Source organism: Metabacillus niabensis (assembly GCF_902829255.1).
In the GTDB taxonomy this organism is placed as follows: Bacteria; Bacillota; Bacilli; order Bacillales; family Bacillaceae; genus Metabacillus; species Metabacillus niabensis.
On record NZ_CADEPK010000449.1, the window covers coordinates 1 to 16,563 of the forward strand.

Annotated in this window: 15 protein-coding genes, 1 other RNA gene and 1 other annotated feature; of the genes, 13 read left to right on the forward strand and 3 right to left on the reverse strand. The window is 35.3% G+C overall.

Going from position 1 to position 16,563, the window contains the following annotated elements:
- Positions 1-448 precede the first annotated feature (448 nt).
- Together hisS and aspS are read left to right on the forward strand one after the other, a co-directional pair.
- The gene (hisS, locus tag HU235_RS24235) at positions 449-1,720 is read left to right on the forward strand and encodes a histidine--tRNA ligase (protein ID WP_095302935.1); all 1,272 of its coding nucleotides are present in this window, start codon (positions 449-451) and stop codon (positions 1,718-1,720) included.
- A gap of 43 nt (positions 1,721-1,763) precedes the next feature.
- Positions 1,764-3,533, forward strand: a complete 1,770-nt coding sequence (gene aspS / locus HU235_RS24240) for an aspartate--tRNA ligase (protein ID WP_095302934.1) — start codon at positions 1,764-1,766, stop codon at positions 3,531-3,533.
- Positions 3,534-3,642: 109 nt separating this feature from the next.
- Here aspS and ssrS read toward each other — a convergent pair.
- Positions 3,643-3,832, reverse strand: a non-coding RNA gene (gene ssrS, locus HU235_RS24245) — 6S RNA.
- Between the two features lie 245 nt (positions 3,833-4,077).
- Here ssrS and HU235_RS24250 point away from each other — a divergent pair.
- Positions 4,078-4,842, forward strand: coding sequence for a tRNA threonylcarbamoyladenosine dehydratase (locus HU235_RS24250; protein WP_174881860.1), 765 nt, complete (start codon positions 4,078-4,080; stop codon positions 4,840-4,842).
- Between the two features lie 98 nt (positions 4,843-4,940).
- Here the strand turns inward: HU235_RS24250 and HU235_RS24255 are convergent, their stop codons facing one another.
- Both HU235_RS24255 and HU235_RS24260 read right to left on the reverse strand, forming a co-directional pair.
- A complete protein-coding gene (locus HU235_RS24255) occupies positions 4,941-5,531 on the reverse strand; it encodes a hypothetical protein (RefSeq protein ID WP_174881861.1) in 591 nt (196 codons plus the stop codon).
- A gap of 103 nt (positions 5,532-5,634) precedes the next feature.
- Positions 5,635-6,885 carry a replication-associated recombination protein A gene (locus tag HU235_RS24260; protein ID WP_095302937.1) on the reverse strand — a complete coding sequence of 417 codons (1,251 nt, stop codon included), beginning with the start codon at positions 6,883-6,885 and terminating at the stop codon, positions 5,635-5,637.
- A 555-nt stretch (positions 6,886-7,440) separates the two neighbouring features.
- On the opposite strand from HU235_RS24260, the gene HU235_RS24265 reads away from it, so the two are divergent.
- The 10 genes from HU235_RS24265 (at position 7,441) to HU235_RS24310 (ending at position 16,154) form a co-directional block, all read left to right on the forward strand.
- Positions 7,441-8,055 (forward strand): YczE/YyaS/YitT family protein, encoded by a 615-nt coding sequence (locus tag HU235_RS24265; protein ID WP_233452424.1) that lies wholly within the window; start codon positions 7,441-7,443, stop codon positions 8,053-8,055.
- A 10-nt stretch (positions 8,056-8,065) separates the two neighbouring features.
- The gene (gene cymR, locus HU235_RS24270; protein ID WP_095302930.1) at positions 8,066-8,485 is read left to right on the forward strand and encodes a cysteine metabolism transcriptional regulator CymR; all 420 of its coding nucleotides are present in this window, start codon (positions 8,066-8,068) and stop codon (positions 8,483-8,485) included.
- 108 nt (positions 8,486-8,593) lie between these two features.
- Positions 8,594-9,739 (forward strand): cysteine desulfurase family protein, encoded by a 1,146-nt coding sequence (locus tag HU235_RS24275; RefSeq protein ID WP_145583253.1) that lies wholly within the window; start codon positions 8,594-8,596, stop codon positions 9,737-9,739.
- A 14-nt stretch (positions 9,740-9,753) separates the two neighbouring features.
- Entirely contained in the window at positions 9,754-10,863 is a 1,110-nt protein-coding gene (mnmA, locus tag HU235_RS24280; protein WP_095302928.1) for a tRNA 2-thiouridine(34) synthase MnmA, read from the forward strand.
- 108 nt (positions 10,864-10,971) lie between these two features.
- Positions 10,972-11,631, forward strand: a complete 660-nt coding sequence (locus HU235_RS24285) for a tetratricopeptide repeat protein (RefSeq protein ID WP_174881862.1) — start codon at positions 10,972-10,974, stop codon at positions 11,629-11,631.
- A gap of 94 nt (positions 11,632-11,725) precedes the next feature.
- Positions 11,726-14,098: an SF1B family DNA helicase RecD2 gene (gene recD2, locus HU235_RS24290; RefSeq protein WP_095302926.1), complete on the forward strand. Its 2,373-nt coding sequence runs from the start codon at positions 11,726-11,728 to the stop codon at positions 14,096-14,098.
- Positions 14,099-14,124: 26 nt separating this feature from the next.
- Positions 14,125-14,598 (forward strand): PRC-barrel domain-containing protein, encoded by a 474-nt coding sequence (locus HU235_RS24295; protein WP_095302925.1) that lies wholly within the window; start codon positions 14,125-14,127, stop codon positions 14,596-14,598.
- 18 nt (positions 14,599-14,616) lie between these two features.
- Positions 14,617-14,808, forward strand: coding sequence for a hypothetical protein (locus tag HU235_RS24300; RefSeq protein ID WP_095302924.1), 192 nt, complete (start codon positions 14,617-14,619; stop codon positions 14,806-14,808).
- 13 nt (positions 14,809-14,821) lie between these two features.
- Complete coding sequence (locus HU235_RS24305; RefSeq protein WP_095302923.1) at positions 14,822-14,953, forward strand: YrzQ family protein; 132 nt, start codon at positions 14,822-14,824, stop codon at positions 14,951-14,953.
- A 139-nt stretch (positions 14,954-15,092) separates the two neighbouring features.
- Positions 15,093-16,154, forward strand: a complete 1,062-nt coding sequence (locus HU235_RS24310; protein ID WP_095302922.1) for an AI-2E family transporter — start codon at positions 15,093-15,095, stop codon at positions 16,152-16,154.
- A gap of 40 nt (positions 16,155-16,194) precedes the next feature.
- Positions 16,195-16,406, forward strand: a binding site (T-box leader).
- Positions 16,407-16,563 lie beyond the last annotated feature (157 nt).

Sequence of the window (16,563 nt, forward strand, 5' to 3'; positions counted from 1 at the left end):
GGGTGGAACCACGGGTATAACTCTCGTCCCTACATTTTGTAGAGACGGGAGTTTTTTAATTTTCAGAAATAATGAAGTTTATTTTCTATTTTCTAATTTGTAAACATTTGTGGGTTAATGCCAGCAGATTCCTGCTTCAAGAAGAGTTTTATTATAGGGAGCTTTCTTAGAAGTAATGCGACGAGGAGACTTCGTAACTGCCTGAAGAAGTGAACGTATCAGCTAACAATAAAAAAAGCTTCTTAAAAGCTTAATATAGCTAATGCTTTTACATAATTGCGTATTAGATTCATCTGTATAAAGTAATCTTCTAAATTTGTTTCGTTTAGTCATTTTAAAGCGTGAGAATACAAATGTCGGTTTTTTCACGAACAATTAATAGGTATTGAACGAATCTTAAAAGTGTGAAAGTAAGATGTTTTGCTTTTTAGAATTGGAGGAGAAAGTTATGTCATTCCAGATTCCTAGAGGAACACAGGATATTTTACCTGGAGAGGTTGAAAAGTGGCAGTTTATTGAAAAAACTGCAAGAGATTTATGTGAAAGATATCAGTATAAGGAAATTCGAACACCGATATTTGAGCATACAGAATTATTTGCAAGAGGTGTTGGTGAAAGTACAGATATTGTTCAAAAGGAAATGTATACTTTTCTTGATCGAAAAGGCAGAAGTATTACATTGAGACCAGAAGGGACAGCGTCAACTGTACGTGCTTTTGTAGAGAAAAAGCTTTATGCTAACCCATCACAACCAACAAAACTATATTATATTGGTCCAATGTTTCGATATGAGCGCCCACAAACAGGAAGATTCCGCCAATTTGTTCAGTTTGGAATCGAAGCACTTGGAAGTAATGACCCTGCTATTGATGCGGAGGTCATCTCACTTGCGATGTCGCTTTATCAAACTCTAGGCTTAAAAAGTCTTAAACTCGTAATAAATAGTTTAGGGGATGCAGAAAGTCGTATAGCACATCGTGAAGCGTTAATCGCGCACTTTGAACCGAGAATAGGAGAGTTTTGTTCTGACTGTCAAAAGCGATTACAGCAAAATCCTCTACGTATATTAGATTGTAAAAAAGATCATGACCATGAATTAATGGCATCGGCCCCATCGATTCTTGAATATTTAAATGATGAATCAAAAGCTTATTTTAATAAGGTTCAACAATATTTAACATCAAATGGAATCGATTTTGAAGTCGATCCAGGGCTTGTGAGAGGATTAGATTATTACAATCATACCGCCTTTGAAATTATGAGTAATGCTGAAGGATTTGGAGCGATTACAACTTTATGTGGTGGCGGAAGGTATAACGGCCTTGCTAAGGAAATCGGCGGTCCAGAGACTCCTGGTATCGGTTTTGCATTAAGTATTGAAAGACTTTTAGCTGCGCTTGATGCTGAAGGAGTTAGCCTCCCTATTTCCTCATCAATTGACTGTTATTTAGTTGCGATGGGAGAGGCTGCAAAGGATAGAACAGTTTCATTGCTTTTTGAAATGAGAAAAGCCGGTTTAAAAGCTGAAAAAGATTATGAGGACAAAAAGGTAAAAGCTCAATTTAAAGCAGCTGATCGTCATCAAGCTAAATATGTTGCTGTTTTAGGTGAAGATGAGCTTGTGAAAAATGTTATCTCTGTGAAAAATATGGAAACAGGAACACAGGAAGAGGTTCCAATTGATGGTGTAATTGAATATTTGAAGCAACAACGTAATTAAAGGAAAAATCAATTATTTTATATATACAAAAGGAGAGGGTTATATGTTCGGTCGTACATATTACTGTGGTGAAGTACCAGAGTCTGCTATTGGTGAGAAGGTTGTATTAAAAGGATGGGTTGCGAAGCGTCGTGATTTAGGTGGGGTTATTTTTATTGATCTTCGTGATCGTTCGGGTGTTGTTCAAGTTGTTTTTAATCCAGAAATTTCTGAGGAAGCTTTAGCAATTGCAGAAAGAGTTCGTAGTGAATACGTTCTTGATATTACTGGTAAAGTTGTTGAACGTGATGAAGAAACTATTAATCCGAATATACCTACTGGTAAAATTGAGGTTCTTGTTGAAAGTGTAACAATCATTAACGCAGCGAAAAACCCACCATTTCTAATTGAAGATAAATCAGATGAAGTTTCAGAGGATGTTCGCTTAAAATATCGCTATTTAGATTTAAGAAGACCTGCATTGTTTAATACGATTAAAATGCGTCATGAAGTTACAAGATCTATGCGCAATTTTTTAGATGAGAATGGTTTTCTTGATATTGAAACACCAATCTTAACTAAAAGTACTCCAGAAGGTGCTCGTGATTATTTAGTTCCAAGCCGTGTACATGAAGGTGAATTTTACGCATTGCCACAATCACCACAAATCTTTAAGCAACTCTTAATGGTTTCTGGATTTGATAAGTATTATCAAGTAGCGCGCTGCTTCCGTGATGAGGATTTACGTGCGGATAGACAACCTGAATTTACTCAAATTGATATTGAGGCTTCATTTATGAGTCAAGATGATATTATGACAATGACAGAACAAATGATGGCAAGAATCATGAGGGAAACAAAGGGCATTGAGGTTGAACTTCCATTCCAAAGAATGTCATATGAAGAAGCAATGGGACGATTCGGTTCAGATAAACCAGATACCCGCTTTGGATTAGAATTAGTTGATGTTGGTGAAATTGTAAAAGATAGTGGTCTAAAAGTATTTAGTACGGTTGTAGCAAATGGTGGTCAAGTGAAATCGATTAATGTTAAAGGTGCTGCTGATAGATATTCTCGAAAAGATATGGATGCATTAGCAGAATTTGTAGCTCCATATGGTGCTAAAGGGTTAGCTTGGTTAAAGGTTGAAGAGGATGGCTTAAAAGGACCAATTATTAAATTCTTTACAGAAGAAGAGCAAAACCAATTAGTAAAAACGATGGAAGCATCAGTCGGTGACTTACTTGTTTTTGTTGCTGATAAGAAAAAGGTTGTAGCCGATGCACTAGGAGCATTACGCTTAAAGCTTGGAAAAGAGCTTGAGTTGATTGATGAAACAAAATATAATTTCCTCTGGGTTGTAGACTGGCCATTATTAGAATATGATGAAGCGACAAAACGTTATTATGCTGCACATCATCCTTTCACAATGCCTGCTCGTGAGGATTTAGATTTATTCGAGACAGATCCAGCTAGCATGAAAGCACAGGCTTATGACATTGTTCTAAATGGATATGAATTAGGTGGCGGTTCAATCCGTATTTTCGAAAAAGATATCCAAGAAAAAATGTTTAAGCTATTAGGCTTTACACAGGAAGAAGCGTATGAACAATTTGGATTCTTACTTGATGCGTTTGAATACGGTACACCTCCACATGGTGGAATCGCGTTAGGCTTAGACAGACTTGTTATGTTATTAGCTGGTCGTTCAAATCTAAGAGATACAATTGCTTTCCCGAAAACAGCAAGTGCAAGTGATTTATTAACGAATGCACCAAGTGCTGTAAGTGAAGCACAGCTTGAAGAATTAAATTTAGAGCTTCGCGACCTTTAATGACAGAAAGACCTATTTCACATGATGGAATAGGTCTTTTTCAAGGTAAAAATAGTTTGAGTATTTACTATTGAATTCAAACAATATATATCCTGAGCTATTATAATAAAGAAGTCCCGAACGTGCCGTCGCCGTTTCCCTCGTTTTGAGCCCGCCCTTAGCAGGTGGGTGCTTTATTCCGCGGTTTGTAAGTCCTCGTAATCCGAAATTAGAGGCGTTTACTTTCCGAGGAAACGCAAGCTCCCATAAAAAAAAATGTTAGGTCAAAACTAGGTGTACAACGAACACATCAGGACTATGATTGCGCTTTCATATTTATGAACAAATAATATCATATTAAAAATGTGTTATCAAGTAGTAACAGGTATGTATGATGAGGTGATCATACTACATGTTTAATCATAATTGAAGTGTGAGTAGACAAACGTCAAATTAAACGGAAAGGACTTGCTTTTTCAACAATGTATGTTATATTCTTCTTCAGGTAAAAATACTGTCATTACTCGTATGGCGCAGAAATGAATGATAAATGGAGTGAGTTAGTTTGCTACATCAATTTTCTCGAAATGAATTAGCAATTGGTAAAGAAGGATTAGAAATTCTTAAAAATAGTACGGTAGCTGTATTAGGTGTCGGCGGTGTTGGCTCTTTCTCTGCAGAGGCACTTGCGAGATCTGGAGTTGGAAGAATCGTTTTAGTTGATAAGGATGATGTTGATATTACGAATGTTAATCGACAAATTCATGCCTTGCTTTCAACTATTGGTAAACCAAAAGTTGATTTAATGGAAGCGCGTATAAAAGATATTAACCCTGAATGTGAAGTTATTTCATTAAAGATGTTTTATACTGAAGAAACTTATGAACAGTTCTTTGATTATAAATTGGATTATGTTATCGATGCCTCAGACACGATCGCATATAAAATTCATCTTATGAAAGAGTGTCTAAAGCGGAATATCCCGATTATTTCAAGTATGGGTGCGGCAAATAAAATGGATCCGACGCGATTTCAAGTAGCAGATATTTCGAAAACACATACTGATCCTATTGCAAAGGTTATTCGAACAAGATTACGAAAAGAAGGTATTAGAAAGGGTATTAAGGTTGTCTTTTCAGATGAAAGTCCGATCGTCATTCGTGAAGATATTCGAAAAGAGGTTGGAAATGATGCTGCATCAATAAGAAAAGCAAAAATGCCTCCATCCTCAAACGCTTTTGTTCCTTCCGTAGCTGGTTTAATTATGGGTGGGTACGTTATTTCTGATTTATTAAAGGATATTAAAATTGTTCGTGTAAAAGATGAATAGGAGAAATGGGGAGTAGCTGCAATTATTTTTAGATAGAAAGGTTCACCCGAATTTATTAATTTAATTGTAAAAAGAAGAGGCATGAGAATGCCTCTTCTTTAATGAAGTAATTTTTTATTTTCTAAGGAGTCATCATTAAGTTTGCTTGCCTGCTGAACAATTTTCATAAGTGTGTAATATTTTTTTTCATTTTGTCGCTTCTTTTTAACTAGTTCATTGTACTTCAATTTTAGGCGTTCATTTTTATTCTTAAGGAGTAGATTTTCAGCCTTTAATTTCTGATTTTTTTCTTTCATACTTTGGGAATTAGTTAAATATTCTATACAGTCTTCAATAGTAATATGTTGAATGTCTGGAAGGAATTGTTCCTCTAATTTTGTTTCTGTTAACTTCTTTTGATTATGATTCATTTCAGCAACTTGTAAAGTTTCTTCTTCCTTTATTAAATGACCAACTACATCATGAGTTTTCTCCATTTTATGTTGTTTTGCTTTTTTTATTTCCGTTTCATAATTTCTACGGATTACAGAGTTCCAACGATTACGACAGGCTGCTATCGATCTATTTAATTTTTCTCCTGCTTCAGCATATCCTGAAGCCAAAGTATCTCCGTCTTTTATAGATTTTAACATCGAGTTGGCAAGAATTGCATCTTCCTTTTCAGTCCAAAATCTTGGTTTGTTTATCACGATTCGACAGCTCGCCTCCTCTTTCATTTCAAGAAAGTCTAATGTTATCCTTTCCACAGAATAGTTTTAACTATGCAAACAATTTTACTTAAACGTACTAGCCCTACTTTTTTTGTTGATTCATAAGGTTTTCATAAATTTGACTTAAAGCTAATTCGAATTTGCCAGTCCTTTTTGGTTCGTAATAGACTTTATCCTTTAAATTATCAGGTAAATATTGTTGTTTTACCCATCCATTTTCAAAGTCATGTGGATAGAGATAATCGACGCCTCTTCCTAAAGATTTTGCCCCTTGATAATGAGCATCCTTTAAATGGAGAGGGATTTCTCCTGCTCTTCCTGAACGGATATCAGCTATTGCTCTATCTAATGCTTGGTAGGCACTATTAGATTTTGGAGAGAGACATAATTCAATGACAGCATTAGCGAGCGGAATTCTAGCTTCTGGAAATCCTAATCGCTCTGTTGCTTCAATTGCTGATAGTGTTCTAGGTCCAGCCTGAGGATTAGCAAGTCCAATATCTTCGTAGGCAATGACTAATAACCTGCGATTGATGCTAACAAGATCTCCGGCTTCGATCAATCTTCCTAAATAGTGAAGCGCGGCATTGACATCCGAACCTCTAATTGATTTTTGAAACGCTGAAAGAACATCATAATGAGCATCACCATCTTTATCATGAACAAAGCTCTTTTTTTGAAGACATTCTTCTGCTATCGTAAGATCAATGATTTTTGTACCTTCCTCATTCTCATCAGTAGATATAATTGCTAATTCAAGAGCGTTTAAAGCCGAGCGTACATCGCCACCACAGCTTGTAGCAAAATGGTGAAGAGCCTCATCTGTTAATTCAATTTTTTGCTTGCCAAATCCATTTTCCTCGTCTTGAAGTGCTCGAAGTAAAGCTTGTTTTAAATTTTCTTCATTAAGCGGATGTAGTTCAAAAATTTGACATCTACTGCGTATTGCAGGATTAATTGCATGGTATGGGTTACTTGTAGTTGCTCCAATTAAAATAATTCTTCCGTCTTCCAAATGAGGTAATAGGAAATCTTGTTTTGCTTTGTCAAGTCTATGGACCTCATCAAGGATGAGGATAACCTTTCCAGACATTTTTGCCTCTTCAACAACAATTTCCATATCTTTTTTATTATTAACTACAGCATTTAATTTTCGAAAAGCTGTGTCTGTACTTCCAGCAATCGCTGTGGCAATGGATGTTTTACCTATACCAGGTGGCCCATATAATATCATCGAAGATAAATGCTTTGCTTTAACCATTCTATAGATGATTTTTCCCTTTCCAACAAGATGTTCTTGTCCTATGATATCCTCTAGCTTTTTTGGCCGCATACGAAAGGCAAGTGGTTGCTTCAATGTAGAACACTCCAAACATATAATAAAGATGATAGTAGTTTTTTAAATGATGTGATTTTAATTAGGGCTGTTTTCGTAAGCTTTGTTGCTTTTTCTTAGTTGTTGTGTTTGATTGATTTCCTCGTACAGTACTGCTTCTCTCAGGGGGGATCCTTTAGTGTAAACACTCGCTTAATATTAACCTATCCGCATCCCTCAAGGAGTATCAAACATACGGCAAATCAACCTTTACAAAGCTGAGCTGAAAAAACATTACTTTAGATAAGTACCTAATTAAAAATTATAAAGTAATGGTTCTTGAGAAGTAAAACGATACTTCCCGAGCAAGTTAGTTGGTTTTAATGCCCTTTCCCTTAATAATATGCTATAATGGCTAATGTTCAAAGTATGGAAAGTAGATTTGTGAAATATAGGCTAGTGTTCTTCAGCAAGAATTTCTTCTATATATCGGGGGAGCTCAAATTGAAGAAAAACGATCATGTCATTCAACCAATAGTGACTTGGCTTATTTATTTTATCGGATTACTAATTATGGCATTGGGAATTGTGTTAACGATTAAGGCTAATTTAGGTGTCTCCGCTTGGGACGTCCTTCATATTGGGCTTTATTATCAATTTGGATTAACAATTGGTACATGGTCAATTATAACAGGATTATTTGTTCTGTCTGTTGCTTCATTATTAACAAAAAAAAGACCAAAGCTTGGTGCATTTGTGAATATGGTATCTGTTGGAATATTTATTGATTTGTACTTAATGGTACCTTTTCTGAAAACACCAGTATCAATTTTTGGGAAATTGATTATGCTTCTTATAGGAATTATTATTTTATGCTATGGAATGGGCTTATATATATCTGCAAAACGTGGTACTGGACCTAGAGATAGTTTAATGATTGCATTAGTAAATAAAACTGGGAAATCTATTACATTTATTAGAGGAACCATTGAAGTCATTGTGTTATTTTTTGGATGGTTGTTAGGTGGTCCGGTCTTTATTGGAACAATTATTGCTACTGCAACAATTGGTTATGTAGCAGGATTTATGATTCCTTACTGTGATAAATGGATAGCAGGTTTAATGCTAAAGCTTTCCAGTAATAATAGGAATTTTCATGACACAAGCTTTTTAGAAAGAAAATTATAGGGGTGCTAGTATGAAAATATCAACAAAAGGTCGATATGGTTTAACAATTATGATTGAGTTAGCAAAAAAACATGGAGAAGGTCCGACTTCCTTGAAAAGTATTGCTCAAGCACATAATCTATCTGAGCATTATTTAGAACAACTTATTGCTCCTTTGCGTAATGCGAGACTTGTTAAAAGTATTCGTGGGGCTTACGGTGGTTATATTTTAGGTGATGAACCGGCAAATATAACATCAGGGGATATAATTAGAGTATTGGAAGGTCCGATTAGCCCAGTTGAGGTGCTAGAGGATGAGGAACCAGCGAAAAGACAATTATGGATTAAAATACGAGATGCAGTAGTTGATGTTATTGATAATACAACTCTTGAAGATTTAGCTAGTTATACAGAAGGCGGAGAACAAGAGCCATATATGTTCTATATTTAATCAAAAGCAAAATACTTGTTAAGAAATTAACAAATAACTAAAATAAATGGGAAGCTTGACGATTTATTATTAGTGCATCCTGATTAAAAGAAAGGAGGAGTTGCTCAGGTGAAAAGAATTTATCTGGATCATGCTGCAACATCCCCGCTTCATCCAGAAGTAGCAGAAAAAATGCTCCCAATTATGTTAGAACACTTCGGCAATCCTTCAAGTATCCATTCATTTGGCAGAGATGCCCGCCGTATACTCGATGAATCTAGAAGAAATCTCGCATTGAAAATTGGTGCAACATCATCTGAAATCATCTTTACAAGTGGTGGTACAGAGGCAGATAACCTTGCGATTATTGGAACTGCATTAGCTCATTCCAATAAAGGAAATCATATTATAACAACTGAAATTGAGCATCATGCGGTTTTACGTGCTTGCGAATACCTTGAAAGTATAGGGTATGATGTTACTTATTTACCAGTTAATGATCAAGGAATCATATCTGTTGATGATGTTAAAAAGCATTTAACTGATCAAACAATCCTTGTCACAATAATGTATGGAAACAATGAAGTAGGTGCAATACAACCAATAAAAGAAATCTCCAAGTTATTAGAGTCTCATCAAGCATTTTTCCATACTGATGCAGTTCAAGCATTTGGAATTGAACCAATAAATGTAAAAGAACTAGGTGTAGATTTATTATCTGTTTCAGCACATAAAATTAATGGCCCAAAAGGTGTTGGTTTTCTTTATGCGAAATCAGGTATTAAATTAAAACCGACTTTATATGGCGGTGAGCAAGAATTAAAACGAAGAGCGGGAACAGAGAACGTACCAGGTATTTACGGCTTTAGTCTTGCTGCTGAACTTAGTTTGAAAAATCTTGAACAAAAAAGGGAAGTCTTCCTTTCATATAAAAAAGAAATGATATCGGTTTTCGATGAATATCAGCTCGAGTATGAAGTAAACGGTTTGCTAAATGGTTTACCACACGTATTCAATGTGTACTTTCCGAAGACGCATATTGAATCATTACTTGTTAATCTAGATTTAGCAGGTATTGCTGCATCAAGCGGTTCTGCATGTACTGCAGGCTCTGTTGATCCGTCACATGTATTAGTTTCAATGTTCGGAAAAGAGTCTGATCGAATAACGTCATCAATCCGCTTTAGTTTCGGCTATGGGACTAAAATGGAGGAAATTAACTATGCTGCACATGAGATTGCAAAAATTGTGAAAAGAACAGCAAAAAGCAAATAAATGGGGGTGAAAACATGAAAAAAGATCCAAAAGATATAAGAGTAGTAGTTGGTATGTCAGGAGGAGTAGATTCCTCTGTTGCAGCATTAAGGCTTAAACAGCAAGGGTATGACGTAATTGGTATTTTCATGAAAAACTGGGATGATACGGATGAAAATGGAGTATGCACAGCTACAGAAGATTACAATGATGTGATTGAGGTTTGTAACCAAATTGGTATTCCATATTATGCAGTTAACTTTGAGAAACAATACTGGGAAAAAGTATTTACGTATTTTCTAGATGAATATAAAGCAGGTCGGACTCCAAATCCAGATGTAATGTGTAATAAAGAAATTAAGTTTAAAGCATTTTTAGAGCATGCAATGTCCCTTGGAGCAGATTATTTAGCAACAGGTCATTATGCACGAGTTGAATACCGTGATGGTGAGTACAAAATGTTGCGTGGAATTGATAATAATAAAGATCAAACGTATTTTCTAAATCAATTGGGACAAGAACAATTATCAAAAGTTATGTTTCCAATAGGAGATATTGAAAAGCCAAAAGTACGGGAAATGGCAAAAGAAGCTAATTTGGCTACCGCAACGAAAAAAGATAGTACGGGAATATGCTTTATCGGCGAAAGAAACTTTAAGGAATTTCTAAGTGGTTATTTACCAGCACAACCTGGACTCATGCAAACACTAGACGGAGAAGTTAAAGGAAAGCATGATGGCTTAATGTATTATACAATTGGACAACGACATGGTCTTGGAATTGGCGGAAGTGGAGACCCATGGTTTGCTGTTGGAAAAGATTTAGAGAAAAATGTGTTATATGTTGCTCAGGGATTTGATAATGAACTATTATATTCAGACTCAATTATTGCAACAAATGTGAGCTGGGTTTCAGATAAGCCTGTTTCTGAATTAACATGTACTGCAAAATTCCGTTACCGTCAGGAAGACAATGAAGTTACAGTGAAAATGTTAGATGAGACAACAGCGAAAGTGATATTTAAAAAACCTATCCGTGCAGTGACCCCTGGACAAGCTGTCGTGTTTTATGATGGTGAAGTATGTCTTGGCGGTGGCACGATCGACGATGTTTTTAAAAATGGTGAAAAGCTATGGTATGTATAAGAAAAGTAAGATAGTATAGAGATTGGGGTTGACACATTTGTTTGAGTCAGCCCCTTTTACCTGTTAACTATTATTTCATACATATAAAGAATGGAAAGAAGGGATAACGTGGAGCAAGCACAAAAAGGGATCGAAGCAATGCAGAAGGGGAATTTTGAGGAAGCGGCAACGATTTTTTCAAAAGAAATTGAGGAAAATCCAAACAATCCGATAAATTATATTAATTTTGGCAACTTACTTTCTGCAGTGAATGATTTTAAGAGAGCTTTAAAATTTTTTGAAAGAGCTATAGAAATTGATAAAAACGTCGCTACTGCTTATTATGGAGCAGGAAATGTCTTTTACAATCAAGAACAATATGATAAGGCGAAAGACATGTTTGAAAAAGCACTAAAAAAAGGATTGGATCATGCTGATTTATTTTTTATGTTAGGGATGTGTATGGTCAATATTGGCCAAATAAGACTTGCTTTACCATATTTTCAACGATCTGTTGAATTGAATGAGGAAGATAGTGATGCAAGGTTTCAATATGGTTTATGTTTAGCTCAATTGGATTTAGTTGATGAAGCAATTGTTCAATTCGAGAAGGTTATTAACATAAATGAGGAACATGCAGATGCTTTTTATAATCTAGGAGTTGCATATGCATTTAAAGAAAATAGTTTAAAAGCAAAAGAGATGCTAAAGAAAGCATTGGAAATTCAATCTGACCATATACTTGCAAGTCATGCTTTAAAAATAATCAATGAAAATGAAAAAGACTGATAAGAGAAAAATTATGAAGTTCATCATGTTAATTTGTTTTCTTAAAGAGGAATGTTAAGCCTACAAGTCTATAGGGTTTGAAAGGAGTGAGATCATGCAGGAAAGTGCAGATTTATTCGGTGAAAACAAACAATATATTAAAGGACTCGTTAAGGTTGTCATTTTTCATAATGAACAAAACTTATATTCCGTATTAAAAGTTAGAATTCATGAGTCAAGTGAACCGTTAGAAGAGAAAGAAATCACCGTGACGGGCTACTTTCCACTCCTGCATGAGGATGAAACATATACCTTTTTTGGTGCCTTTACAAATCATCCTAAGTTTGGCCTTCAATTTCAAACAGAACATTTTCGAAAGGAAATTCCTCAAACAAAAGATGGGATTATTCAATATTTATCAAGTGACCTGTTTAAGGGAATAGGAAAAAAAACAGCAGAAGCAATAGTAGAAAAACTAGGGGATTCCGCGATATCAAAAATACTTGAGAACCCATCAGTTCTTGAAGATATTCCGAAAATAAATCGGGAAAAGGCGAAGCAACTTGCTGAATCACTTATTGCCCATCAAGGACTAGAGCGTACCATGATTGCATTGAATCAATTTGGCTTTGGTCCACAGCTTGCAATGAAGATTTATCAGGCATATCAGGATAATACATTAACTGTTATTCAAGAAAATCCATATCAATTAGTTCAGGATGTTGAAGGAATTGGATTTTTACGTGCAGATGAGCTCGGTAATCAGTTAGGGATTTCAGGGGAAGACCCGGAACGAATAAAAGCAGCTTGTCTTTATAATGTAGAATACATGTGTCTTCAAGAAGGACATGTTTATTTAACTATTGAACAATTAATTCATAAAACAAAGGAATTATTAAATCAATCAAAGCAAGCACCTATCCAGGAGACAGAGATATCTACACAAATTATCGCTTTAGGAAATGAGAAGAAAATCATAATTGAAGACGAAAGAGCATATGTTCCTTCGCTTTTTTATGCTGAACAAGGAGTCGCAAAAAATATTAAAAGAATTCTTGCACAGGATGAATATTCCAATCTTTTTCCAGAGTCAGAGTTTCTTCTTTCTCTAGGAGCGCTTGAAGAAAGAATGAAAGTACAATACGCACCAACACAGAAGGATGCGATTCAAAAGGCATTAATGTCACCGATGCTATTGTTAACTGGCGGTCCAGGAACAGGTAAAACTACAGTAATAAAAGGGATTGTTGAGATATATTCTGATTTACATGGATGTTCTCTTGATCTAAATGATTATAAAAAGGAAGAACCATTTCCAATCGTACTTGTTGCACCTACAGGTCGTGCAGCAAAGCGAATGAGTGAGGCAACAGGAATGCCAGCTGTGACGATTCATCGATTATTGAAATGGAACGGAGCCGATGGATTTGAGCATGATGAGGATAATCCAATTGGGGGCAAATTATTAATTGTTGACGAGGTATCAATGGTTGATATTTGGATAGCTAATCAGCTATTTAAGGCATTACCTGATAACATTCAAGTAATCATGGTTGGCGATGAGGACCAGCTACCTTCTGTTGGACCAGGACAAGTGTTAAGGGACTTATTAGCATCACAAATGATTCCTACTGTACGACTTACCGACATTTATCGCCAAGCAGAAGGCTCTTCAATAATTGAGCTGGCTCATGAAATAAAAAAAGGTACTTTACCAGCTAATATCGCTGCTCCAACTTCTGATCGTTCATTTATCCAATGTTCTCAAGCGCAAATGAAGGAAGTAATAGAGAAGGTCATTAAAAGTGCAATAAGAAAAGGATATACAGCTAAGGATATTCAAGTGTTAGCCCCAATGTATCGAGGTCCTGCTGGGATTGACCAATTAAATTTGCTGCTTCAAGATATATTTAATCCGATGGAACCAGGGAAAAGGGAGTTAAAGTATGGAGACGTCGTTTATCGAAATGGAGATAAAGTTCTTCAACTAGTCAACCAGCCTGAAAGCAATGTTTTCAATGGTGATATTGGGGAAATTGTCGCGATTTTTTATGCGAAGGAAAACACTGAAAAAGAAGATATGATTGTTATTTCTTTTGATGGAAATGAAGTCACATATACAAAACAGGATTTTAACCAATTTACTCATGCCTTTTGTTGTTCAATTCATAAATCACAAGGAAGTGAATTCCCTATTGTTGTTCTTCCGATAGTTAAGGGATATTTTCGAATGTTACGACGTAACTTAATTTACACAGCGATAACAAGAAGTAAGCGGTCATTAGTATTATGCGGTGAAAAGGAAGCATTACAATGGGGAATAAAAAATAATGATAGTTCTGACAGACAGACAAGTCTTCGGTTGAAATTAACGGGAAATATTGATGAGGATGAATTACAGAAGGAATTACCTTTTCCAGTTTCAGATGCAAATATTGGCATGGAAAACGTTACACCGTATGACTTTATGGAACCAAGTGAAACATAAGAATGTTCGGAAAGGTGGAGATGACTTTGCGGACATTCTCGAACTTAAAAGGAATGCCGGTTTATTGTAACAAAAGTGCATTTCTTTTAGGACATGTTACCGATTTATATTTATCCTCCAAGGGGCAAGTATTCGGACTAATCATGGAAGGGAAAGGACTACTCAATCGAGATCGGTTTATCCCGATTGAGGCGATACATGCACTAGGTGAAAATGGTGTAATGGTTGAGGATCGTGATAAGTTACTCCCACTCCAAACAGTTAAAACAAATGATGAATATATTCCATATGATCATCTTCATTTTAAATCGGTTTTGACTAAAGAAGGAGAAAAGCTCGGTTTATTAGAGGATGTATATATTTCTGAAGAAATGGAAACAATTGAGGCATATGAATTGACGGACGGATTTTTTGCTGACCTCACAGAAGGAAAAAAAGTTGTAAAAGCTTCTGGTGAACCACTTGCGATAAGCAAAGATGCGATCGTCATCGACTTTTGATTAAATGAGGTGTCCCAGTTGTTTTCGTGTCCGAATTGCAAAAGCAAAGACCTTGGAAAAATCGGTGTAAATCAATACTATTGTTGGAGTTGTTTTATAGAGCTTTCCATTGCGAAAGGTAAAATTTCAACTCATCAAGTTGAAGAGGATGGAACATTAAGCTCATTGGATGATTTGTTTTCTGATGATGAACGATCAATAAGCATGTAAAGGAGAGATTTGCATGAATCGTACGATAACTTCATTAGTGTCTGTTGGATTAGGTGCAGCAGCTTATTATTTTGCTCGTAATTCGAATTTGACATCAAATCGTTCAATGAAAAAAATGCGTAATCGCGTAATGAAAATGTTTTAAGTAACAAAAGAAAAATTAGATAAGTATATTAGAGCTGACAAATTGTCAGCTCTTTACGTTATATATATTGTTATGCATTGCTGCCATTATGAATAAAAACTTCACTTCCTCCCAAAATAAGGGGGAGGAGGAGAGAGCGATGCGAGACCGACAAATTAAATGGTTATTAACTATTTCTATCCTTTTGTTAAGTTTTTTAACGGTTTTTATATTTTTTAAGATACATTATATATGGAATCCTCTCTTTCTTATGGTAAAGGCAATTTTAGTCCCTTTCTTCATAAGTGGATTTATTACATATTTGCTTCATCCAATCATTGAAAAACTGCATCGGACTGGAGTACCAAGATCACTTTCTATTTTAATTATCTATTTTTTATTTTTTGGATTAATAGGATATGGATTTTATCGCGGGATTCCTCTCCTCATAACACAGCTAAGAGATTTGTCTGAGAATTTCCCGGAAATTTCATTAATTTACACAGAGTGGATAAATTCGATTCATGCACAAACGGATAATTGGCCAGATGGTATACATGATAAAATTGATGGAATGCTTCAGCAAACAGAAGAATGGTTAGTGTTGACAATTGAAAAGGTAATGAATGGAATAAAAAATCTTGTTGATTATGTTTTACTTCTCGCAATCATTCCATTTTTAGTGTTTTATATGTTAAAGGATTACGAGCAACTAAAACGAGCAGCTTGGTATTTAACCCCTCGTAAGTTACGAAAGCCTGCGATAAAATTTTTAAGGGATATTGACGATTCCCTAGGTGACTATATTAGAGGACAATTGCTTGTTTGTTTTATAATCGGAACAATTGCATTTTTATCATTATGGTTTTTTAATGTAAAATATCCACTGATTTTAGGACTTGTTATTGGAACAACGAATATTATTCCTTATTTCGGTCCAATAATTGGTGCAGTTCCAGCACTAATTATTGCAGCAACAATGTCATCCAAAACAATCATCGTTGTGATTATTATCATTTTGTCTTTACAATTTCTTGAAGGAAATATCCTCGGTCCGTTAATTGTAGGTAGGAGCTTACATATGCATCCTATCGTAATAATGCTCGCATTATTAGCTGGTGGAGAAATTGGGGGTGTACTTGGAATGATGGTTGCAGTTCCTGTTGTAGTTGTTTTAAGAGTTATGGTTGTGCACTTAGTTCAAATGAGGAGGAACCATTGACATTTACTATGTGCTTGTCTATAATTCACGATAGAATAATGACAAATCAATGATGGAACAAGTATGTTGTATCACTTTTATAGAGAGGAATTTCCTTGGCTGGAAGAAATTCTAAAGTAAGGACAACAGAAAGCTACTCCTAAGTACAGAGAAAAACTGTCGTTTCATCCTCGTTACGGATTAATAAAGGTGATGGATTTTATTTAAAATCTGTAATCAGGGTGGTACCGCGAGCTTACTCTCGTCCCTGTGGAAAGAGGATTTCTTTACACAGTGGCGGGAGTTTATTATTTTTAGGAAGTTCTCTGAAAATCATTTAAGCTTGTATTCAAATTTTACATATACATACGAGTTTAACTAGAGAAATCTTTTATTACGATTGCCTATTATTTATTAAGGAGGATATATA

Excerpts from the sequence above, each read along its gene's own strand:
- hisS (WP_095302935.1), top strand. The coding sequence starts at position 449 with ATGTCATTCCAGATTCCTAGAGGAACACAGGATATTTTACCTGGAGAG.
- aspS (WP_095302934.1), top strand. The coding sequence starts at position 1,764 with ATGTTCGGTCGTACATATTACTGTGGTGAAGTACCAGAGTCTGCTATT.
- HU235_RS24260 (WP_095302937.1), bottom strand. The coding sequence starts at position 6,885 with ATGCGGCCAAAAAAGCTAGAGGATATCATAGGACAAGAACATCTTGTT.
- HU235_RS24265 (WP_233452424.1), top strand. The coding sequence starts at position 7,441 with ATGGCATTGGGAATTGTGTTAACGATTAAGGCTAATTTAGGTGTCTCC.
- cymR (WP_095302930.1), top strand. The coding sequence starts at position 8,066 with ATGAAAATATCAACAAAAGGTCGATATGGTTTAACAATTATGATTGAG.
- mnmA (WP_095302928.1), top strand. The coding sequence starts at position 9,754 with ATGAAAAAAGATCCAAAAGATATAAGAGTAGTAGTTGGTATGTCAGGA.
- recD2 (WP_095302926.1), top strand. The coding sequence starts at position 11,726 with ATGCAGGAAAGTGCAGATTTATTCGGTGAAAACAAACAATATATTAAA.
- HU235_RS24305 (WP_095302923.1), top strand. The coding sequence starts at position 14,822 with ATGAATCGTACGATAACTTCATTAGTGTCTGTTGGATTAGGTGCAGCA.
- HU235_RS24310 (WP_095302922.1), top strand. The coding sequence starts at position 15,093 with ATGCGAGACCGACAAATTAAATGGTTATTAACTATTTCTATCCTTTTG.